This window comes from Streptomyces asiaticus, from assembly GCF_018138715.1.
Taxonomy (GTDB): domain Bacteria; phylum Actinomycetota; class Actinomycetes; order Streptomycetales; family Streptomycetaceae; genus Streptomyces; species Streptomyces asiaticus.
Window position 1 is genome coordinate 8,994,582 of sequence record NZ_JAGSHX010000006.1, and the last position, 19,892, is coordinate 9,014,473.

At 71.8% G+C, this 19,892-nt stretch carries 17 protein-coding genes; 6 read left to right on the plus strand and 11 right to left on the minus strand.

The window, feature by feature from the left end:
- Positions 1–308: 308 nt before the first annotated feature.
- Positions 309–929 (minus strand): hypothetical protein, encoded by a 621-nt coding sequence (locus tag KHP12_RS45800; protein ID WP_143678321.1) that lies wholly within the window; start codon positions 927–929, stop codon positions 309–311.
- Positions 930–1,052: 123 nt separating this feature from the next.
- Positions 1,053–3,746: a SpoIIE family protein phosphatase gene (locus tag KHP12_RS45805; RefSeq protein WP_211834587.1), complete on the minus strand. Its 2,694-nt coding sequence runs from the start codon at positions 3,744–3,746 to the stop codon at positions 1,053–1,055.
- A 225-nt stretch (positions 3,747–3,971) separates the two neighbouring features.
- Between KHP12_RS45805 and KHP12_RS45810 the strand changes: the two genes are divergently transcribed.
- Positions 3,972–4,838, plus strand: coding sequence for a S1 family peptidase (locus tag KHP12_RS45810; protein ID WP_308289559.1), 867 nt, complete (start codon positions 3,972–3,974; stop codon positions 4,836–4,838).
- Between the two features lie 37 nt (positions 4,839–4,875).
- On the opposite strand, the gene KHP12_RS45815 is transcribed toward KHP12_RS45810, so the two are convergent.
- Positions 4,876–5,907, minus strand: coding sequence for an NAD(P)/FAD-dependent oxidoreductase (locus tag KHP12_RS45815; RefSeq protein ID WP_208653171.1), 1,032 nt, complete (start codon positions 5,905–5,907; stop codon positions 4,876–4,878).
- 100 nt (positions 5,908–6,007) lie between these two features.
- Positions 6,008–7,498, minus strand: a complete 1,491-nt coding sequence (locus tag KHP12_RS45820) for a PepSY-associated TM helix domain-containing protein (protein WP_086884444.1) — start codon at positions 7,496–7,498, stop codon at positions 6,008–6,010.
- A gap of 216 nt (positions 7,499–7,714) precedes the next feature.
- On the opposite strand from KHP12_RS45820, the gene KHP12_RS45825 reads away from it, so the two are divergent.
- Positions 7,715–8,410, plus strand: a complete 696-nt coding sequence (locus KHP12_RS45825; protein WP_244203198.1) for a hypothetical protein — start codon at positions 7,715–7,717, stop codon at positions 8,408–8,410.
- A 289-nt stretch (positions 8,411–8,699) separates the two neighbouring features.
- Positions 8,700–9,353 carry a sigma-70 family RNA polymerase sigma factor gene (locus tag KHP12_RS45830; RefSeq protein ID WP_208653170.1) on the plus strand — a complete coding sequence of 218 codons (654 nt, stop codon included), beginning with the start codon at positions 8,700–8,702 and terminating at the stop codon, positions 9,351–9,353.
- A 134-nt stretch (positions 9,354–9,487) separates the two neighbouring features.
- Here the strand turns inward: KHP12_RS45830 and KHP12_RS45835 are convergent, their stop codons facing one another.
- The 3 genes from KHP12_RS45835 to KHP12_RS45845 all read right to left on the minus strand — a co-directional run bounded on the left by KHP12_RS45835 (position 9,488) and on the right by KHP12_RS45845 (position 12,604).
- Positions 9,488–10,171, minus strand: coding sequence for an HAD-IA family hydrolase (locus tag KHP12_RS45835; RefSeq protein WP_211834589.1), 684 nt, complete (start codon positions 10,169–10,171; stop codon positions 9,488–9,490).
- 139 nt (positions 10,172–10,310) lie between these two features.
- Positions 10,311–11,441 carry a Gfo/Idh/MocA family protein gene (locus tag KHP12_RS45840; protein ID WP_211834590.1) on the minus strand — a complete coding sequence of 377 codons (1,131 nt, stop codon included), beginning with the start codon at positions 11,439–11,441 and terminating at the stop codon, positions 10,311–10,313.
- Positions 11,438–12,604, minus strand: a complete 1,167-nt coding sequence (locus tag KHP12_RS45845; protein WP_037956011.1) for a DegT/DnrJ/EryC1/StrS family aminotransferase — start codon at positions 12,602–12,604, stop codon at positions 11,438–11,440. Before KHP12_RS45845 ends, KHP12_RS45840 begins: the two co-directional genes overlap by 4 nt.
- Positions 12,605–12,831: 227 nt before the next feature.
- On the opposite strand from KHP12_RS45845, the gene KHP12_RS45850 reads away from it, so the two are divergent.
- The 3 genes from KHP12_RS45850 (at position 12,832) to KHP12_RS45860 (ending at position 15,108) form a co-directional block, all read left to right on the plus strand.
- Positions 12,832–13,266: a type II 3-dehydroquinate dehydratase gene (locus tag KHP12_RS45850; protein WP_037956014.1), complete on the plus strand. Its 435-nt coding sequence runs from the start codon at positions 12,832–12,834 to the stop codon at positions 13,264–13,266.
- 76 nt (positions 13,267–13,342) lie between these two features.
- On the plus strand, positions 13,343–14,230 hold the full coding sequence (locus KHP12_RS45855; RefSeq protein ID WP_308017031.1) for an ROK family protein: 888 nt from the start codon (positions 13,343–13,345) through the stop codon (positions 14,228–14,230).
- Positions 14,231–14,283: 53 nt separating this feature from the next.
- Entirely contained in the window at positions 14,284–15,108 is an 825-nt protein-coding gene (locus KHP12_RS45860; RefSeq protein ID WP_086884440.1) for a MerR family transcriptional regulator, read from the plus strand.
- A 38-nt stretch (positions 15,109–15,146) separates the two neighbouring features.
- Here the strand turns inward: KHP12_RS45860 and KHP12_RS45865 are convergent, their stop codons facing one another.
- The 4 genes from KHP12_RS45865 to KHP12_RS45880 all read right to left on the minus strand — a co-directional run bounded on the left by KHP12_RS45865 (position 15,147) and on the right by KHP12_RS45880 (position 19,587).
- Complete coding sequence (locus KHP12_RS45865; RefSeq protein WP_211834591.1) at positions 15,147–16,535, minus strand: hypothetical protein; 1,389 nt, start codon at positions 16,533–16,535, stop codon at positions 15,147–15,149.
- A gap of 76 nt (positions 16,536–16,611) precedes the next feature.
- The gene (locus KHP12_RS45870; RefSeq protein ID WP_086884438.1) at positions 16,612–18,138 is read right to left on the minus strand and encodes a hypothetical protein; all 1,527 of its coding nucleotides are present in this window, start codon (positions 18,136–18,138) and stop codon (positions 16,612–16,614) included.
- The gene (locus KHP12_RS45875; protein WP_086884437.1) at positions 18,113–18,904 is read right to left on the minus strand and encodes a hypothetical protein; all 792 of its coding nucleotides are present in this window, start codon (positions 18,902–18,904) and stop codon (positions 18,113–18,115) included. The genes KHP12_RS45870 and KHP12_RS45875 overlap by 26 nt, the downstream gene beginning before the upstream one ends.
- Positions 18,901–19,587 (minus strand): hypothetical protein, encoded by a 687-nt coding sequence (locus KHP12_RS45880; RefSeq protein WP_086885651.1) that lies wholly within the window; start codon positions 19,585–19,587, stop codon positions 18,901–18,903. Before KHP12_RS45880 ends, KHP12_RS45875 begins: the two co-directional genes overlap by 4 nt.
- Between the last annotated feature and the right edge of the window lie 305 nt (positions 19,588–19,892).

Here is a 19,892-nt window from a genome sequence, read left to right on the forward strand (position 1 = left end):
GGCGGCCGAAGGTGGGCCGCCATCCGCGCCAACTCCGGTTCGGAAGGATGCTGCGGCTCGCCTCCCGGTTGGTCCTGAAGGCTCGCCAGCGTCTGCCCACGCCGCCGCCGAAGCGGGAGAACGCCCGACGGGGATACAACGTGTACCAAGGAGCGTTGGGCGGACGTACCCTTCCTTCAGGGTTTCGGACGACCTTGCTCATGAGGTTCCGTTCCCAGCTGATACTCGCCGTACGGATGTCTCTCATTCCATGAAACCCACCCCTGGAACAGCACGCAACGTGGCTCGGTGCGCCCCGCGCCCCCGCGTCAGCGGATGCCGATTCGCCCGTTCGAGAAGTGCCCGAGTGCCTGGTTGATGTCGGTGAGGGGCTCGCGGAGGGCGTAGACGGCGAAACCCAGCCGGGTCCGGCCCTTCCAGGTGCGGCGCATGCGTGTGCGGGCCTCGGGCTGGTCCAGGCCGCTGACTCCGGGGGTGGTGGCGGACACGCCGGGGGTGAGGTCGACCCGGACCGAGCTGAGGCCCTGGCCCTTGATCCGCACCTGGGCGATCGCGGACCAGGGGAGGACGACGGGGTCGGGGGCGGCGTCGATGGCGCAGCGCAGGCCGTCGGGGGAGAGGCGCATCGCCACGGGGGATACCTCCTTCACCGCCCAGGTCCGCTTCAGGCGCCGCAGGGCGGCGAACCGGCGCCTGGCGTCGTAGAGGAAGAACACCGCCGGCCAGGCGAACACCAGCACCCAGAGCTGGGAGGCGCTGGGGCCGAGGGTGACGAGGAGGAGGACCATGGCCGCGACGATGACGGCGGCACCGGCCACCCCGGCCCACGCGGCCACCGGCAGGGTGCGCAGCAGGGAGGCCCGCACGCGGGACACCGCCTCGGGGTCGGACGTCACGATGTACTCTCGGCGGCCCTGTCCCTGGTGCATGATCACAGTCTCGATCACCGGGGTGGGGAAAGCCAAGCCCCTACCCGTCGGTTGCCTGCCGGGATTGTCAACTCATCGTCCTCTGCGTGGAGTTGCGGAGGACGCGTGCGTGGTCTGCCGCGCTCAGCGGCCGTCCAGGGGTGTCTCGGCCCAGAGGACCTTGCCGTGCGGGGTGTAGCGGGTGCCCCAGCGCTGGGCGAACTGGGCGACGAGGAACAGTCCGCGCCCGCCCTCGTCGGTGGTCGCGGCGCGGCGCATATGGGGTGCCGTGCTGCTGCCGTCGGAGACCTCGAAGACCAGACCGCGGTCGCGCAGCAGCCGTATGTGCAAGGGAGGGGCGCCATACCGCAGGGCGTTGGTGATCAGTTCGCTGATGATCAGCTTGGCGGTGCACACGGCGTCCTCCAGGCCCCACGCCCGTAGCCGCTGGGCACAGGCGGCGCGCAGCGGGGCGACCGCCGCCGGGTCGAACGGCACATCCCACTCGGCCACGTTCTCCGGGTCGAGCAGGCGGGTGCGGGCCACCAGCAGGGCGACATCGTCGCTCGGGTGAGGTGGCAGAACGGTCTGGAACAGGCTCCCGCAGGTCGCGTCCGGATCGAGGTCCGGCTCGGCCGTGAGGGTGCGGCGCAGCAGGCCAAGCCCGGTGCCGGTGGTCCGGTCGTGGCCTTCGAGGAGACCGTTGGTGTACAGCACCAGGCGGCTTGCGGCCGGCGGCGAGAGGCCGACCGCCTCGAAGCGTTCCCCGCCCAGGCCGAGGGGTGGGGAGACCGGCACCGCGGGGATGTCCACGGTGCCGTCGGGGTGGGCCAGGGCGAGGCCCGGATCGCCGGCCCGGGCCACGGTGCAATGGCCCGACACCGAGTCGTGGATCGCGTACAGGCAGCCGGCGCCGGTGATGCGGATGCCGTGCGCGTCGGCGTCGTGCTCCAGGTCGAGACGGGTGACCAGCTCGTCCATATGGGAGAGGAGCTCATCCGGTGGCACGTCCAGGGCGGTGAAGTTCTGCACCGCCGTGCGCAGCCGGCCCATCGTGGCCGCGGCGTGCAGACCCTGCCCGGCGACCTTCCCGACCACCAGCGCGACCCGGGCGCCGGGAAGGGGAATCACATCGAACCAGCTTCCGCCCGTCCCGCCCGGCGCGGGCAGATAGCGGGCCGCCGCCTCCACGGCGTCCTGATCGGGCAGACCGCCGGGAAGGAGGGTGCGCTGGAGGGCGGTCACCATGGTGTGTTCGCGGGTGTAGCGGCGGGCGTTGTCGACGCAGACGGCGGTGCGCACGGCCAGCTCCCCGGCGATCGCCAGATCCGTTTCGCCGAACGGCGCACGGTGCCGGGCCCGCCAGAAGGTGGCGAGGCCCAGGGTGACACCGCGGAACCGCAGCGGAACGGTGATCAGCGAGCGGATCCCGTGGTCGAGGAGGCGCCGGGCCTCCCCGGTCGGCCACTCGCCGGTACTGGTCGGATCGGCCTGGAGGAGGACGGCGGCTCCGGTCCGCACGGCCCGGCTCTGCGGTGTGGAGGGGGCGTAGACGACCCGCTCGCCCACGCGGAAGAGGGGGGCTTCGGCGGGTGCCCCGCCGACGGCGGTCCGGTGCGGTGCCAGGGGCTCGTACGGCGGTTCGGGCTCCTCGCCGCGCAGTACGGGGTCCAGCAACTCGACGGCGACGATGTCGGCGAACCGGGGGACGGCCACGTCCACCAGCTTCTCGGCGGTGCCCGTCAGCTCCAGGGTGGAGTTGATCCGCACACCGGCGTCGGACAGCAGCTTCAGCCGCTCGCCCGTCTCCACCGCCCGGTCGGAGAGCACCCGCAGCGCGGTGGTGTCCCGCAGCGTCACCACGCTTCCGGCGGGGGTGCCCGCACGGCCCGTGGACCGCATAGTGCCCGTGCACCGCATATTGACCGACAGCAGCCGCTCCCCGCAGGAGTGCACCTCGTCCGTGACGTGCCGTTCCGACGTCAGCAGCGCTGTGAGATGGGGTTCGAGGCCGAGCGCGCCGACATGGCGCCCCTCCGCGTCCGGAGCCAGCCGGAGCAGCTCCCGGGCCTCGTCGTTGACGAGCAGCAGCCGCTTGTCCGCCGTCAGGACCAGCACACCTTCCCGGACCGAGTGCAACACCGCGTCATGGTGTTCGTACATCCGCGTCATCTGCGCGGTGCCCAGGCCGTGGGTCTGCCGCCGCACCCGCCTGTTCAGCAGCGCCGCCCCGCCCGTGGCCAGGGCCAGCGCCCCGGCGCTGCTGCCGATCAGCATCGGCAGCCGGCGGTCCACCGTGCTGTGCACGCTCTGGATCTTGACTCCGACCGACACTCCGCCGAGGAAAGTGCCATCGGCCCTGGTGACGGGGACCGCCGAGACGACGGACGGGCCCTGGCTGGCCCGGAAGGCCTGCGAGATCGTCTTTCCGTGCAGTTCGTCCCGGATCAGCCCGGCGGGTCCGACGATCCGCTTGCCGATCAAGGGGGTTTCGGGGTGGGTGAGGCGGATGCCACGAGCGTCGAACACGACGACGCTGTCGACGCCGGAGCGCTTCCGTGCCGCCTCGGCATGCGACTCCAGCGCCGATGTCGGTTTGTCGCCGCTCATGGCCCGGGCCATGCCGGGAGCGTGCGCGAAGGTCTCGGCGACCGCGAGTGATCGCCGACGGGCGTCGGCCGTGCCATGAGCCCGGGCGTCCGCGACGACGGCCACCACCGCGGCGGTCACCAGAACCAGGATCAGCAGAAGCTGCAGGATGAACGCCTGCCCGGCGACGCTGCGCAGATGCGGCAGGGGCCCCAGCCGCCTCCGGGCCGGACGAGCGTGTCTGCTCATATCGGCATTTATAACACTCCTCCCGTCGTGGTTGGCGGGGAGCCCGCGGCATCGCGTGATCGATCGGTGTGCCGATCAAGGGTGGTCCGCGATGGCGCGGGGCGGTGGGTTACGTGTCCGTCCGGGTACGGGCACAATGAGGCGGCTGGACCAACTACCGCCCCTTTCAAGGAGGTTAGGGTGAGAACAGCGCGCCGTACCAGAAGACGTGGTCGATTCCGGTTGATCGCCGCGGTGTCCGGTCTGTTCGTCACGGCGGCCCTCGCGACGGCCGGCACGAGTGCGGCCGCCTCCTCCGCGTCCACCGCCACGTCCCCGTCCGCGTCAACGCCCGTGTCAGGTGCCGCCTCGGCCGTGGAGTCCCTGGATGTCCCGGGCACCGCCTGGACCGTGGACGAGCGCACCGGAACGCTGCGTGTCCTTGCCGGCTCCACGGTACGGGGCGCCGACCTGGCCAGGCTCGACCGCACCGCCGAGCGGTTCGGCGGCGCCGTCACCGTCGAGCGGCTCGGTGGCCCGCTGCGGACCCTCCTCTCCGGTGGCGACGGGATCTACTCCTCCACGGGGGTGCGCTGCTCCGCGGGGGTCAATGTGCAGAGCGGCGCCACGTACTACTTCGTCACCGCCGGCCATTGCGCCGATACCAACGCCACCTGGTACACCGGCTCCGGTACGGCCACTCCGGTCGGCCCGACGGCCGGCACCAGCTTCCCGGGCGACGACTACGGCGTCGTCCGGTACACCAACACGGCCGTTCCGCACCCCGGGACCGTGGGGACCGTCGACATCACCGGGACCGCCACCGCCCACGTCGGCCAGCAGGTCTGCCGCCGGGGTGCCACCACCGGTGTCCGGTGCGGTGTGGTCACCGCGCTCAACGCGACCGTCAACTACGGCGGCGGTGACATCGTCTACGGCCTCATCCAGACCAATATCTGTGCCGAGCCGGGCGACAGCGGTGGTCCGCTCTACGCGGGCGACAAGATCATCGGCATTCTCTCGGGCGGCTCCGGGGACTGCGCCTCCGGAGGCACCACCTTCTACCAGCCGATCCAGGAGGTGCTGAGCGCCTACGGCCTCACCGTCTACTGACCCCGCCCGGCGGTGGTGGGTGGCCGTACACCGCGTGTCACAGGCCGTGGCGGCGGTCGCCCAACACCGCTTCGCAGACCCGCGACTCCACCTCCGCGGAGAACGCCACCTCGTCGCGGGCCCGGGCCGCGGCGACCGCCTGTCGGGTCTCCTCGGCGATCAGATCCGCGTTGATATGGGCGCCCGCGGTCGCGCCCGCCGCCGCGGCGGCACCCACCTGGGCGGACAGATCGGTGACATTGCCCGCGACCCACACCCCGGGCACATCGGTGCGTCCGGTCGCGTCCGACGGGATGTGCTCACCGGCGCCACTCGGATGTGCCACCGGCCGCAGCCCGATCGCCGCCAGGAAGCCGGTGCGCGCCACCATCCGGGACGCGACGGCCAGGGCCTCGCGCTTGACCACGTCGCCATCGCGCAGGCGCACACCGACGAGACGGTCCTCGACGATCTCCAGGGACGCCACCTCGCCGTCCACCACGCGGATGCCACGGGCGGCCATGTGCTCCGCCTCCTCGCCGGTCGGCACCGGCGAAGTGTGGGAGAAGAAGGTGACGTCGTCGCTCCACTGCCGGAAGAGCATCGCCTGGTGCACCGACAGCGGCCCGCTCCCCAGGACGCCGATGGCCTGGTCGCGGATCTCCCAGCCGTGGCAGTACGGACAGTGCACCACATCCCGGCCCCACCGGGACCGCAGCCCGGGGACGTCCGGCAACTCGTCGACCAGCCCGGTGGCCAGCAGCAGCCGGAGTGCGCGGACGCTCCGGCCGTCGGTCAGGGTCACCTGGAACCCGGACTCCTCCCGGGCCACGGTGCCCACCTCGCCGGACACCACCTGACCGCCGTAGGCGCGGACCTCGGCCCGGCCCCGCTCCACCAGCTCGGCCGGGGGGATCCCGTCCCGGGCCAGCAGTCCGTGCACCCCCGAGGCCGGGGCGTTGCGCGGGGCGCCCGCGTCGATCACGACCACCGAGCGCCGCGCCCGGGCCAGCATCAGCGCCCCGCTCAGCCCCGCGGCGCCGCCGCCGATCACCACCACGTCGTAGGCGTTCTCCAGCTCATCGGTCACCTTGACCACCTCCACGGTCCACCCTGCGAGCCTGCCCTGGAGCGGGGCAAACCAGCTTGCCAAGGTGGCAAACGGCGGCCGGTGACTCGGACCCGTCGGCTCAGGTGGCGGATGTGGTGGTGCCGCGTCGGCGGGCGATCTCGCCCATGAGGATGTCGACGGCCAGGAAGGCGGCGAGCGGGATGCCGAGCAGGGGCAGGTAGTAGCCGATCACGGCGATGACCGTGGCCAGGGGGAGGAGGACATACACCGGCACCCGTCGCCACGCGCCGCGCGGGATCGGGCGCCCGAACGCGGAGGCGCGGCCGCGCTGCCACCACATGCGGTAGCCCCAGACGATCAGGAGGATCAGCGTGAGCGCGAGAGCGGCCAGAGCGATCTGGTTGACGAGGCCGAAGAGGTTTCCGGTGTGGAGGTCGATGCCCCAGCGGGTGAGCTTGGCGAGCACCGGATAGTCGGCGAACCGCTGGACGTCGGTCACCTCGCCCGTGGCCGGATCGATGGCCACCGAGTCCTGCTTCTCGGGCCAGCTGCGCTGGATCTGGCTGACGACATACGCACTGCCCGGCTCGGCGGGCGGCACGATCTCGACGGGGTCGTCCAGGTCCTTGGCGCGGGCGGCCCGCAGAACGGTGTCCAGGCCCACATCGGCGGTGTGCCCGGCCTTCTCGTCCGTACCGCCCATGTCCATCCCCGGCATCGAGCCGGAGCCCATGTGGTGTCCGGCGTGTTCGCCACCGCCGACGGTGGCCGAAACGGTCGGGGTGGTCTGGCCGATGGCGGTGCGCAGGTCCTCCACATGGGCACCCGCGTAGGTGGACCAGGTCAGACCGGTGGCGGACAGGAACACCAGCCCCAGCGCCACCCACAGCCCGGCCGCGCCGTGGAAGGACATGGTGCGCCTGCGGCCGGTGGCGGCGCGCTCGGGCAGGGCGACCGCCCGCAGCGTGCGCTTCTTACGGCGACGGCTGAGCCAGAGCACCACACCACCGAGCGCGATGACCCACAGCCAGCTGGCGGCGAGTTCGCTGTAGAGGCGGCCGGTCTGCCCGAGATGCAGATCGCGGTGGAATTCATCGATCCAGGTACGCAGCGGAAGGGCGCCGCTGGAGCCGTACTGCTCCAGCGCCCCGCACACCTTCCCGGTGTACGGGTCGACGAAGACGGCCAGCGTGTGGTCGGGATCGACACCCTTGACGCCGGAGAGCAGCACCCGGGTGGTGGCGCCGTCCTCGGGGGAGGGGCGTACGGCGCTGATCTCACCCTCCGGGTGGGCCTTGCGTGCGGCTGCCACCTGCTGGGAGACGGGCAGTTCGCGATCGCCCACGGGGACGCGCAGCTCATGTCCGTAGACCAGCTTCTCGGCCTGGAACGATCCGGCGTACAGCAGCCCGGTCACGGCCGCGACCAGCAGGAACGGCGCGACCAGTGCGCCCGCGTAGAAGTGCAGCCGCAGCACCAGCGGCCGCAGGGCGGCCCATACGGAGCCACCCGGCCCGGCCCCGCCGGGTCCGGTGGGGGAGTACTGCTCCTTGCCGGCGGCATCGTCCGGGGAGTCGCCCGTGGCCGGGGCGAGGGGTTCAGCGGACATGGACGACTCCTGGTTCGGGGGCGACGGCGGGAGGCGGCCGCATTGCTGGCAGCGCCGGTTGAGTCGTCGGAGGAACACATGGATGAGTTCCGGGCATCTTCTGTGAGCTGGCTCACGGAGGCCAGGTGGCGGCGGTTCACGGCCACGCTTATCACCCGCGTGATGAAGATTGAGCCACCGTCACGCACGCCGACGGCGGCTGGCACCATGGCTGCCATGTCCGCCGGGCCACCCTTCCGCCTCGCACGAGCCGCCGTGTTCGCGGCGGTGTGCGTCGTGGTGACGGCGCTCGGACACACGCTGATGTCCGGTGACACCCTGCCGGTGTGGGCCGTGGCCGCCGCGTTCGCCGGGACGACGGCCGCCGCGTGGTGGGTCACCGGGCGCGAGCGCGGTGCGCTGGTCGTGACCGGTGCGACGGTGGTCGCGCAACTCGGTCTGCACATGGCGTTCCGGTTCGCGGAGGCGACAGCCGCTCCCGTGGCGGGAGGCGCCACGGGCGGCGGGCGGCCGGGAATGCGGGACATGGGCGCCGCCCCGATGAGCGGCGCCGCCATGGGCCATATGCACCATGGCGCGGACCCGATGTCCGCCACCGCGCCGTCCATGGGCCATCTGTCGTGGCCCTGGGCGGGTCCGGGCGGGCCGGGCATGGCCACGGCCCACCTTCTCGCCGCGCTGATCTGCGGATGGTGGCTGTGGCGCGGTGAGCGGGCCGTGTTCCGGCTCGGCCGTGCGCTCGCGGCCCTGCTGTTCGTCCCGCTCGTCCTCGCCCTGCGCATCCTGGGCGCGGATGCCACTCCGCTGCCCGCGTGGCCGTCCGCACCGGCCGTCGCCCGCCAGTTGCGCGGAGTCCTGCTACGGCACGTCATCCTCCGCAGAGGGCCACCGGCGCGGTTCGCCGTCTGCTGAACCGCCCGTCCTTCCCCTGCTCCGATGTGGGGTCCGCCCCGGTCTGGGGTCTGCCCCGGTCTGGGGTCTGCCCCATGTGGGGCCCTGACGCGATGTGGGGCCCTGATCAGGTCTGAGGGCACCGCCCCGATTCGGGGTGAGCGCCGGTGACGGGCGGAGTAACCGGCGCCTGTCCGGCGTCGGCCCCATCCGTCGGTACCGCCTGCCCCTCGCCGCCCCGCCGCGTCCTCGCGAGCCTCGGTGGCGCATGCCGGTGTGCCGTCCACCGCCTTCCGAAGGACGTTTGACGATGCCTTCCCCTACGCTGTCCGCCGCGCCGAGAAGAGCCGTGCAGCCCGTGCCCGTGCACGGGCACGGCTTCGCCACCGCGGCGAACGACCGCGAGGTCACCGAATGGGCGCTGGCCGCTCGTGACGGCGACCGTGACGCGGTCGACCACTTCATCCGCGCCACCTACCGCGATGTGCGCCGCTTCGTACTCCACCTCAGCGCCGATCCCCACGGCTGTGAGGACCTCGCCCAGGAGACGTATCTGCGGGCGCTGACCGGGCTGTCGCGCTTCGCGGGCCGCTCGTCGGCCCGGACGTGGCTGCTGTCGATCGCCCGCCGTGTGGTCGTCGACCGCTACCGCATGGCCGCCGCCCGTCCCCGCACCCTGGACGCGGAAGACTGGCAGGAGGTGGCCGAACGGGCGCAGCCCATCGGGCTCCCCGGGTTCGACGAGGGGGTCGCCCTCATGGATCTGCTGGCGGCGCTCGCCCCGGCCCGCCGTGAGATGTTCCTCCTGACCAAGGTGCTCGGCCTGCCGTACGCGGACGCCGCCACCGCCACCGGCTGCCCCATCGGCACCGTACGTTCCCGTGTGGCCCGCGCCCGCGAGGACATCAACGCACTGCTGGCCGCGGCGGAAAAGGCCGCGGACCCTGTGCGGTTGGCGGGCTGAGCCCAAGCGATGACGCGGGGCGCGGCGGGTGGCGGCTCATCAGCGGCTGCCCGCCGTGTCCCGTATGTCACCGCCTGCGCGGCTGGTGACGTACGGGACGCGAGTCCTGCGGAACGCGACGAGCCTCGGCGAACCTAGGGAACCGTCAGCGACAGCAGTTCGGACGGCTTGTGCAGGATCACATCGGGCTCCGCCGCGAGCAGGGTCTTCTCATCGGTCTCGCCCCACATCGCGGCCACGGCGGTGATCCCGGCCCCCCGCGCGCTGGCCAGGTCGGTCACCGCGTCCCCGACCATCACGGTCCGGTCGGGGTCCGAGCCCATGACCTCCATCGCCTTCAGCACGATGTCCGGCGCGGGCTTGGGCCTGGCCACCTCGTCGGAGCCGAGGATCACATCGAACTGCCCATCAATTCCCAGGGTGTTGAGCAGCGAGCGCGCCCGCGGGCCGCTCTTCCCGGTGGCCACCGCGAGCCGCAGTCCGCGGTGGCGCAGCTCCGACAGCAGCTCGGGCACACCGTCGAACATCTCCACCAGGTGGGCGAGCCGGTAGCTCTCGCGGACGAACGGGCCCTCCATCTCCAGCGGAAGACCCATGATCCGCATGATGTCGGGGAAGTAGCGGCCCAGATGGCGGTTGTACTCCTCGAAGGGCGGCTCACCGTGGCCGACGACCTCGGCGTAGGCGAGGGTGAACGCCTCGCGCATCACCGCGAAGCTGTTGACGAGAACACCGTCGAGGTCGAAGACCACCGAGGTGATCGGGGCGATACCCGCGCCGGAGGGCGGGCCGTCGTGGCTGATCGGATGGCTGGTCATTGAGCACTCCCGTAGTGCGGGCACGGCTGGTACGGCGGACCGCCGGTCCGGGTCTCGGATGCGGTCCGTGGAACGCGGACCGGAAATGCGGTCCGTGGAAGGAAATGGCGACGGCGGAACCCAGGAGGCGGGGCGCGGTTCACACCGGCGCCGACTCCCGGACCTCCCGGGGGATCCGGGCCGAGGTGTAGACCCGTTCGATGGCGCCGATGGTCCGGCGGACCTCCTCGATCGCCCGCCCGCGCCCCGCCGGGTCGCGCAACTGTGCGGGAAGCATGTCGAGCTGCCGGTCGTACTCGGTGCCGATCGGTTCGGTGGGTACGGCCACCGGGCGGGTCGTACCGTCGACGGTGCGGGTCAGGGTGGACCTCTCGAGGCGGTTCGGGCTGAATCCGAAGGTGCAGCGCAGGGTCGCGCTGCCGCCGCTGCCGTCAATCGTGACCCGGGTGGTGTCCAGCTCCTCGTGCGAGGCCCAGCTCGCGTGCAGTACGACCGAACGGCCGTCGTCGGTGATGAGGAACCCGCGCGCGGTGTCCTCGACATCGGTGGTGCCCTCGGCGGTGCCCGGGAGCGCCGGGCCGCCGTCGTCGCCGCGCCACGCGGCCCGCGAGGACCGCTGGGTGATGAAGTCGGAGGACACGGTGCCGATGGCGTGCCGGAACGCGGCGGTGCCCAGCAGCGGAACCGCGATGTCGAACAGATGCCAGCCCAGGTCGACCAGCGCCCCGCCGCCCGCGAGTGACCGCTGGGTGAACCAGCCGCCCCGGTCGGGTACGCCGCGCGCCCGCACCCAGGCGAGTTCGACATGGCGGATATGGCCCAGCCGGGCGGCGATCCGGTACAGCCCGCTCACATCGGCGCGGTAGCGTGCCGCGCTGCCGGCCAGCAGCACCGCGCCACCGGAGCGCTCCGCGGCGGCCAGCCGCTCGGCCTCCTCCGAGGTCAGGCACACCGGCTTCTCCAGGAACACCGGAATCCCCTTGGCCAGCAGCTCGCCGGCGACCGCGCAGTGCAGATGGTTGGGCACCGCGACCACGGCCAGATCCACCTCGGCGGGATCGAGGTCATGGACCGCCGCCAGCACCGGTAACCGGCTCGTGCCCTCCGCCTCGGCCACGGCCGCGCGGCCGCGCTCGTCGGGATCCACCGCGGCGGTCACGGTGAAGGCGGGGTTGCGGAGGAGCCGGGGCAGCCAGATCGAGCGGGCCGCCCATCCCAGCCCCACCACGGCGGTCCGGATCGGCGTCTCGCCGATATGCGGGCCGCTCATGCGCCCGCGAGCACGTCGGCGACGACGGCGGCCACTTCGTGCATCTGCTCCTCGCTTCCCAGCAGCACTCGGTGGTGCAGCCATATGCAGTCGCGGGTGAGCGCCTCGGAGTGCGGGCAGCGGCGGGCGAGTTCGTCCACCGTCAGATCCGGCGCCGCGACCTCCCAGAAGGCGGCCGTACGGTAGACCGCGCGGAAGGCGACGAACGCGGGCACCCCGCGCTCGATGAGCATGTCGACGACCTTGGCGCGACGCTCCTCGGTGATGCCCGGCACCCGGAACATCGCCATGTAGTGCGGGTTGCGGTCGCCGCGGTCGTCGCGCGACTGCGGTACGACCCCGGGGATCTCGGCGAGCAGCCGGTTCAGCACCGGCCAGCGCTGCTCCCGCGTGGTGATCTGGTCCTCGAGACGGGCGAGTTGGGCGCGCAGCACCGAGGCGGAGAACTCGTTCAGCCGGAAGTTGGAGCCCGAGGTGCGGTGGAAGTAGCCGCGGTCGGTGCGCGGGCGTCCACAGCTGTGCCGGACGAAGCCCTTCTCGTACATCTCGGCGTCGGGGAAGAGCACGGCGCCACCCTCACCCGCGGTCATCAGCTTGCCGTTCTGGAAGCTGAACGCCGCGACCGAGCCCAGCTCACCGACCCTCTTGCCGCGCCATCGCGCCCCGTGGGCGTGGGCCGCGTCCTGGATCAGCGGCACCCCCGAGTCGGCGGACAGCTTGTCCAGGGCGTCCATGTCGCACATCTGACCCGCCATGTGCACCGGCATGATCGCGCGGGTCTTCGGACCGATGGCCGCCTCGACCGCCGACGGATCGATGCAGTACGTGTCCGGGTCCACGTCCACCGGAACGGCCACCGCGCCCAGCCGCTGCGCGGCCTGCGAGGAGGAGATGAAGGTGAACGCGGGAACGATCACCTCGGAGCCGGCGCCGACGCCGAGCACCTCGAGGGCGAGCTCCAGCGCGTGTGTCCCGTTGGTGACCGCCAGGGCGTGCTCGCTGCCATGGGCCGCGGCGAACTCCGCCTCGAAGGCATCGACCTCACCGCCCCCGATGCGCCACCACTGCCCCTGATCCAGGGCCCGGATCAGGGCCTCGCGCTCCTCGTCGCCGTACTGCGGCCATGCGGGCAGCTCGGATCCCAGTCGCACATCATTGCTCATGATTTCCCTACTCCCTTAATGCGTTATGGAGGCAGGTCCGCGGCGGACGCATTAGCACGCTAACCGGACGGCGGGCGAAACGTCATTCCCCCTCAGGGCCCCCCTATAGCCCCCTTAAAAGCGCGGTTGACCAAACTCCCACGCCCAGGCCAAGGGTGCCGTGCTATAAATGGCACTTCCATGATGAGCCGCTGTAATTCAGCCGATCCCACATGGTGAGGTGCGCAGTGAGCAGGCTGTTGTTGGTGAACGGGCCCAATCTCGGCATCCTCGGGAAGCGCCAGCCCGAGATCTATGGCACGGATACGTTGCAGGACATCGAGCGCTGGGTCGGAGAAGAGGTCGCGGAGCGCGGCTGGAAAGTGGATTCCTACCAGTTCGATGGCGAAGCCGAGATCATCCAAACCATTCAGGGGAACTACGACACGGTCGGCGCCATCATCAATCCGGCCGCCCTCATGATGGCCGGATGGGGTCTTAGGGACGCGCTGGCCAACTATCCGCGGCCCTGGATAGAAGTGCATCTGTCGAATGTCTGGGCCCGTGAGCAGTTCCGCCATGAGTCGGTGACCGGACCGCTGGCCGCGGGCGTCATCTTCGGGCTCGGCGCCGTGGGCTATCGGCTCGCCGCACGCGCCCTGCTCGAAAAGGTGCCGGACTGAGCGCCCGCCACGCCGTCACCCCACACCGCGAAGGCTGACGAGCCGGGAGGCGACCATCAGTCATCTGGGAATCGACGTGGGCGGCACCAAAGTGGCGCTGCGCCTCGAACACGACGACCTGAGCATCCGCGAATCCACCTTCCGCTGGGCGGAGCCGGACGGTACGGACGCCATCACATCCGGCGGCGCCACCCGCGACCTGGAGCTGCTGGCGCGGCACATCAGGGAGCTGTGCGAGCCCGAGCGGCTCACCGGCGTCGGAGTCGCGCTGCCCGCCACCCTCGACGCCACCGGCACGGTCACCGCCTGGCCCGGCCGCCCCGGCTGGGCCGGAGTCGAGCTGCGGAGCGCGCTGTCCGCGCTCTTCGGCGAGGCCGAGGTGCGCTGCGCCGACGACGGTGATCTGGCCGCCCTCGCCGAAGCACACGAAGCGGCCTGCCCCGATCTGCTCTACCTCGGCGTCGGCACCGGGATCGGCGGTGGCATCGTGCTGAACGGAAAGCCCGTCCCCGGTGTGGGCCGCGGCTCCTGCGAGGTCGGCCATCTGATCGTGGACCGCGACGGACCGCTGTGCGACTGCGGCCGGCGCGGCTGCGTCCAGGCGGCGGCCTCGGGCCCGGCGACCCTGCGCCGGGCGGCGCGTCGGCGGGGCGAGGAGGTGGCCTTCACCGCGCTGCGCGAGGCCGTGCGGGACGGCAAGCAGTGGGCCGTGGCGGCGCTGCGGGAGAGTGGCCGGGCCCTGGCCACGGCCGTGGCCGGTGTGTGCGAGCTGGTCCGTCCCTCGCTCGTGCTGATCGGCGGAGGGTTCGCCGCGGCGATGCCGGAGCTCGTGGCGATGGTGGCCGAGCGCACGACGGCACTGGAGCGGCCGGGGCATCCGCTGCCACCGGTCCGGGCTGCGACACTGGGCGGGCTGTCGTCACTGCACGGCGCCGTTCTGCTGGCCAGGGGGCTGCCGGACTGATCCGGCCGCCCCTTGACCCTCACACCGTGTCAGGCGCTGAACTCGGAGCCATCATGTTCACCATCGGAGACTTCGCCCGGCACGGCCGCGTCTCGGTCCGGATGCTGCGCCACTACGACGCCACCGGACTGCTGCGCCCGGCCCATGTCGACCCCGCCACCGGATACCGCTCCTACTCGGCCGCCCAGCTCAGCCGGCTGAACCGGATCATCGCGCTGAAAGAGCTCGGCTTCACCCTCCAGCAGGTGCGGGACATCGTGGACGACAAGGTCGGCACCGAGGAGCTGCGCGGCATGCTGCGGCTGCGGCGGGCCGAGCTGGAGGCCACGGTGGCCGCCACGGCGGCACGGCTGGTGCAGGTCGAGGCGAGGCTCCGGTCGATCGAGAGCGAGGGGCACATGCCCACGAACGACGTCGTCATCAAGACCCTCCCCGCGGTGCGGGTCGCGGAGCTCACCGCCACCGCCGCCGGTTTCGACCCCCAGGACATCGGCCCGGTCATCACACCCCTCTACGACGAGCTGTTCCGGCGCCTCGACACGGCGGGCATCACCCCGACGGGCCCCGGTGTCGCGTACTACGAGGACGCCCCGGAAGGCGGTGGCGCCGTGACCGTGCACGCCGCCGTCCAGGTCTCCGCCCCGCTCCGGGACGGTGCGGACCTGAGGATCCTCGATCTGCCGCCCGTCGACCGGGCCGCGACCATCGTGCACCGTGGCCCGATGGACGCGGTGGTGCCCACGGCCCAGGCCCTGGCCCATTGGATCGACGGCAACGGCTACCGGTCGGCCGGCTATCCCCGGGAGATCAACCTGGAGTGCCCGGAGAACCGCGACGAGTGGGTCACGGAACTCCAGGCACCGGTGGTCCAGGCCTGACGGCCGGGGCCGCTCAGCCGGACGGCCGGACGAGGTGGTCAGGAGGCCTGTGAGCGGCTCCTTCTGCGGGGGCGGCCCGCCCCGGGCGACTCGGTGCGCGGGTCCACCCCCAGCTGCTTCAGCTGTTCGAAATCGGCCGTGTCCATCTTCTCCAGGATCTCCAACTGCCGGGCCAGGGCGTCGGTCTGTCCCTCGACATCGTCATGCCGTCTGAGCGCGGCCGCCGTGGTGATGTGGAAGCGGGCCAGGGCCACCTTCAGACTGCGGCTCTCCAGGATCATCCGGTAGCGGGTCTCCTCCGCCAGCGCGTCCTGCACCGACCGGACCGGCCGGGCGAAGAACAACGTGACGATCTGCCCCACCCCGAGCGCGCCGAGCACGGCGGGGCTCTGCCACCCGATACGGTCCGGGAGGAAGACCCCGACGAGCGACAGCAGAAGCGCGCTGGCCAGCAGACAAGTGCCCAGCCCCAGCAGGAACGTGCTGGCGAAGCCCACCGTGTGCTGCGCTCGCCGGAGGCGTTCCGCGGTCTGGATGCGATAGTCCCGCATCCTGGCGTCCTCGTAGGACAGGATGCCCTGCTTGTCCTGGATGTACGAGGAGTAGCCCACGAACTCCGCGTCCCCGCCACGGGACAGCGGCCGGTCGTCGTCCGGCCGCGAGCCCAGGAAACGGGCCAGCTCCGCCAGACCGATCATCACCTCCGTGTGCAGCACACGCTGGCAGAAGTCCAGGGCCATCAGATGGCGCTCCAGGGTCCTGCTGGCGGTGAGCGCGTCCGAGACGACGAGCTGCCGCACGTCGTAGCGGGAGCGGATACCGGTCAGCAGCAGCTGGACCTTGATGTCGGTGAGGACACCGATCACCACGACATGCGTGGTCTCCTGCCGTCCGTCGCCCAGCAGACCGTCCAGCAGCGTCGTCAGCGGCGCCGGTTCGCTGAGGTCGGGACGTCCGCCGGAGCTGTGCTGGAAGTCGAAGAGGGTGTTGGACCGCACATGGTGGACGCGGAGTCTCCCGCCCCAGCCGTCCTCGGCGTCCGCGGGCGCGCGCAGATCCGGGGCCAGCACGTCCGTGAGCCCGTCGACGTACGCCGCCCCCCAGGTGCCGGCCTCGCAATGCGCACCGTACTGCCTGCGCTCCAGGTCGTACGCCTCTCCCGGGACATGCCAGTCACGGATGTTGATCAGATGCAGGACCCCGTCCCCGTGGCCGCGCATCCGGGAGCCCACGGTGGCGTCGAGGAAGCGGGCCAGTGGCGAACGGAGCAGCTCCGCCTCGGACAGAACCCGGCGGTGGCCCTCCGTGCGGAGGGACGCACCGCTCTCGCTGTCCAGCAGCAGCTTGGAGACCGCGCTGTCCGGCAGGGACAACTGGCAGTCCAGATTGAGGAAGAAGTCGTTCTGTAGACACTGTGTGATGAGCACGTACTGCGACGGTGCCGTGGGCTCCATCGCCACCCCCCGTGGGTCTCCGTATGTCTTCTCGGCGTGCCGCACGCCCTCAGCGCGGCAGCAGCGGCCACTGACTGGACAGCCGCATGGCGGCCTCCGTGACCGCGGGATCGCCGGACTCCATGGCCACGCCGTCCAGGTAGGCGTGGGCCGCCGCCTCGTACAGCTCGTCGACCGCGTAGAGCCGCTCCTCATGGGCCGCGCGGCGGGCGCCCGCGCGGGCGCCCACGGTGGCCTCGGCCTCCCTGGCGCGCTCGGAGCCGGCGAGATCCGTCTCGATGTCCCGCTCCAGCTCCCGCAGCCGCTCGGCCGTGGTCCGGTACGCCGCCAGATACGGATGCTCCTCGCCCAGCCCGATCAGGAAGGCGATGCCACCGGAGAGCAGCAGCAGCGCGATGAACATCCAGGACACGCTGTGCGGGTCCAGGTGCAGGGACTCGATGAGGCTCGGGGGATTGCTCACGCTGTCCCCGACATCCGCGGCCACATCGGGCGGCAGATCGAGCGGAGGCTCCTCCCGGAACGCCACCTTGGCCCGCAGATCCCCCAACGCCCAGGCGCCGTACGCCCATATGCCCAGCAGGGCGAGGGCGGGCACGGACGACAGCCGGACCGCGCCGGTGGCCGAGCGCCGCCGCAGCATCCAGCCCGCGATATGCGGGGCGAGGATCATCGCCACCGCCACGGCCACCATGAGGCTGTAGGAGAGCAGATCGGCGAACCGCCCGACACCGTGCAGATTCTCGAACACCGAGTAGTAGACGGGCAGTTCGACCACGATCAGGGCGGCAAGCACCCCGAACTTCATCCAGCGCGGCATACCGGGGCGCGCCGCCGCACCCTCCCACGCCGCCCTGGTGGACAGGGCACGCTGGGCCGCGTCCGCCTCCGCCACCGGATCGTGGTCGGACACCGCCTGCCAGCGGGCGTGGCCACCGGTGGTCTCCGGCTCGTCCTCGGGCCGCGTGGCGCCCGGCCGTTCGGGACCGGTGGTGTCGCCTGCGTCGGCGGGCAGACGGGCACGCAGCCACCGGCGCTCGAAACCGCCCCGTACGGTGTCGCGGAAGGTCTGCCACCGGTCGGCCCGCCGCGCCAGCCGGTCCAGCTGGTCGATGGTCACCGACTGCTGCTGCTCCAGGGCGGCCCGCTGCCGGCCCGCGCGCTCCAGCCGGACTCCGGCGGCGGTGGCGGCCGCCCGCACCCGGCTCGCCTCCAGCGCGCCGTCCTCCTCGGCCCGGGCCTGCTCCTCGGCGAGCCGGTGTCTGACCTTGTTGCGCAGACTGGCCAGCTCGGCGAAGTAGGACACCCGGTCGGGACTGGCCAGCACCCAGGGGTCGAAGACCTTGCGCGAGGCCGCCGAGGCGCCGTGCTTGCGCGCCCGGTCCAGCAGCCAGGCACTGTCACCGGCCCGGATGACATCCGAGGCGACGGGCTCGGGCTGCGGCAGCGCCCCGTCGGGGAACCGCCGCGCGGCGGTCCGCCCGCCGCGCCGCCCGCGGTCCGCGTCGGCCCTGCGGCGGCGCAGCCTCAGCCGCCGCGGTGCCTCGTCGTCACCGGCGGTAGGTGGTGTGGACATGTGCCTTCACCCTCCCCTCCAGAAGCTCCGTCCAGAAGGAGTTGAACTGCTCGTACCGGGAGGTGTCGGTGCCGTACTTCATGCCGTAGCCCACCGGGTAGATGTCGGCGCCGGACAGCTCCGGCCTGCCGTGCGACTTCAGGAAGCCGTCGATGACGGTCCGGCGGCTCGCGGCGGTGGACAGGTCCTGCCGCCCCAGCCGGAAGTCGGTGTCGCCCTGGTCGAAGTCGCTCACCACCAGGACGTCGAACGACGCGTCGTCGCCGGAGGGCTTGGACAGCCCGATGCGCGAAAGCCCCCCGAGCACATCGGAGCCGGGCTCCTCCTTCTGGGCACAGCGCAGCAGCTTCAGGGCGTTGGAGAGGGCCACCGCGCGCATGGTGGTGCGGGTCCGCTCGCGGTCGGCGGTCTTCGAGGTGTTCGGATCCAGATCCAGCGGGCTGACCTGGCACTTGGACGCCTCGGACACCTTGGTGATCGGGGCGAAGGACGTCTTGCGGCACTTCTTGTCCGCCAGGAACCTCTGGAGGGTGGCCTTGAGCTTGGCCTCCGCGTCGAAGCCGGTCCGGGAGGCGGCCGCCGAGCCGGAGCCGTCGACCACGACGCCACATGTCCGGGAGTAGCGTGACGGCTCGTCGGAGCCGCAGGCCGTGCCGCCCGCCGCCAGGGCGAGCGCCAGCGCGGCGGTCAGCGCGCGCCGCCGGTTCCGGCGCAGCCGGGCGTCCGGCGCCACCGGAGCGGGGTTGTGGACGGTTCGGACGGTCATCGCGAGGTCCTCCCGTCGACGCGGTCGGTGTTCTGCCGTTCGAGTATGTGCAGCGCCCGGGAGGTGGCCGTGCGGGCGCTGTCGTCGTCGGCCAGCAGCCAGACGTCGGGCCGGTACCAGGACCCGTCCAACTCCACCCGGCCGGGCAGCCAGTCCCCGGGCGGACGCCGGGGGAGGCGGGAGAGGTGGGGGTGGGTCTCGCGCACCGCGTCCCAGTAGCAGGCCAGTCGCTGGTTGGCCTGGTCGACGACGGCCTGGGCATGCGACCGGCACCGGTCCACGCTGGTGCGCCACTGACCCATCCAGTGGCCGTACCGCGCGAGCGCCGCGGGCCGGGGGTCCTCCCGGACGTCGTACTGGGTGACCACGCGCACCGACTCCGCGCGCAACCGGCTGAGCAGGGCGTGCTCCCGCCCGATGAGAGCGGCGCGCATCTGCTCGGTGGCCCGGCGGACGCCGGTGCGCACCTCCATCACATACGGGGTGATCAGCAGCTCGGGAGCCGGTGGCTCGATGGGCGGCGGGGGCGTCTTGCCCCGCTCCTCCTCGGGCGGCGCCGGGAGCGGGACGCGGGGGACGCCGCGGGCGCCGTCGCGCCGGCCCCGCCACCGGGCCGCGAAGCGGGCGGTACGGCCGAGCCTTCCCCGGCGCACCACCCCGTTGACACTGTCGCTTGTGATCATGGAAATGGATCCCCCGATTTCCCCGGTGCGGAAATGCCCGCTCCGGACAGCCGCATTGCGGACAGTGGAATTCCGCTTTCTCCCGCAAAGGGCTCGCAGTCGATGTGGATGACGATGGCGATGTCGTTGTCGATTCGATTCCCTGTCAGACCGTATCGATGAGGTCGTACCCGGGAATGCTCCCCATAGGACACGATCCTGAAAACGCCCGGAAGTCGACCGGAGAACGCCCTCGTCGATGCCTGACGCCGGGTCATACTGGAACGGTTCCGGGGCCACGCCTCTTTGATCATGAATCTCGGAAC

What these genes read in the sequence shown, in the direction of transcription:
- KHP12_RS45830 (WP_208653170.1), top strand. Translation starts at nt 8,700, where the DNA reads ATGCCTTCCCCTACGCTGTCCGCCGCGCCGAGAAGAGCCGTGCAGCCC.
- KHP12_RS45875 (WP_086884437.1), bottom strand. Translation starts at nt 18,904, where the DNA reads ATGACCGTCCGAACCGTCCACAACCCCGCTCCGGTGGCGCCGGACGCC.
- KHP12_RS45835 (WP_211834589.1), bottom strand. Translation starts at nt 10,171, where the DNA reads ATGACCAGCCATCCGATCAGCCACGACGGCCCGCCCTCCGGCGCGGGT.
- KHP12_RS45825 (WP_244203198.1), top strand. Translation starts at nt 7,715, where the DNA reads ATGTCCGCCGGGCCACCCTTCCGCCTCGCACGAGCCGCCGTGTTCGCG.
- KHP12_RS45820 (WP_086884444.1), bottom strand. Translation starts at nt 7,498, where the DNA reads ATGTCCGCTGAACCCCTCGCCCCGGCCACGGGCGACTCCCCGGACGAT.
- KHP12_RS45860 (WP_086884440.1), top strand. Translation starts at nt 14,284, where the DNA reads ATGTTCACCATCGGAGACTTCGCCCGGCACGGCCGCGTCTCGGTCCGG.
- KHP12_RS45870 (WP_086884438.1), bottom strand. Translation starts at nt 18,138, where the DNA reads ATGTCCACACCACCTACCGCCGGTGACGACGAGGCACCGCGGCGGCTG.
- KHP12_RS45800 (WP_143678321.1), bottom strand. Translation starts at nt 929, where the DNA reads ATGCACCAGGGACAGGGCCGCCGAGAGTACATCGTGACGTCCGACCCC.
- KHP12_RS45845 (WP_037956011.1), bottom strand. Translation starts at nt 12,604, where the DNA reads ATGAGCAATGATGTGCGACTGGGATCCGAGCTGCCCGCATGGCCGCAG.
- KHP12_RS45840 (WP_211834590.1), bottom strand. Translation starts at nt 11,441, where the DNA reads ATGAGCGGCCCGCATATCGGCGAGACGCCGATCCGGACCGCCGTGGTG.
- KHP12_RS45880 (WP_086885651.1), bottom strand. Translation starts at nt 19,587, where the DNA reads ATGATCACAAGCGACAGTGTCAACGGGGTGGTGCGCCGGGGAAGGCTC.
- KHP12_RS45805 (WP_211834587.1), bottom strand. Translation starts at nt 3,746, where the DNA reads ATGAGCAGACACGCTCGTCCGGCCCGGAGGCGGCTGGGGCCCCTGCCG.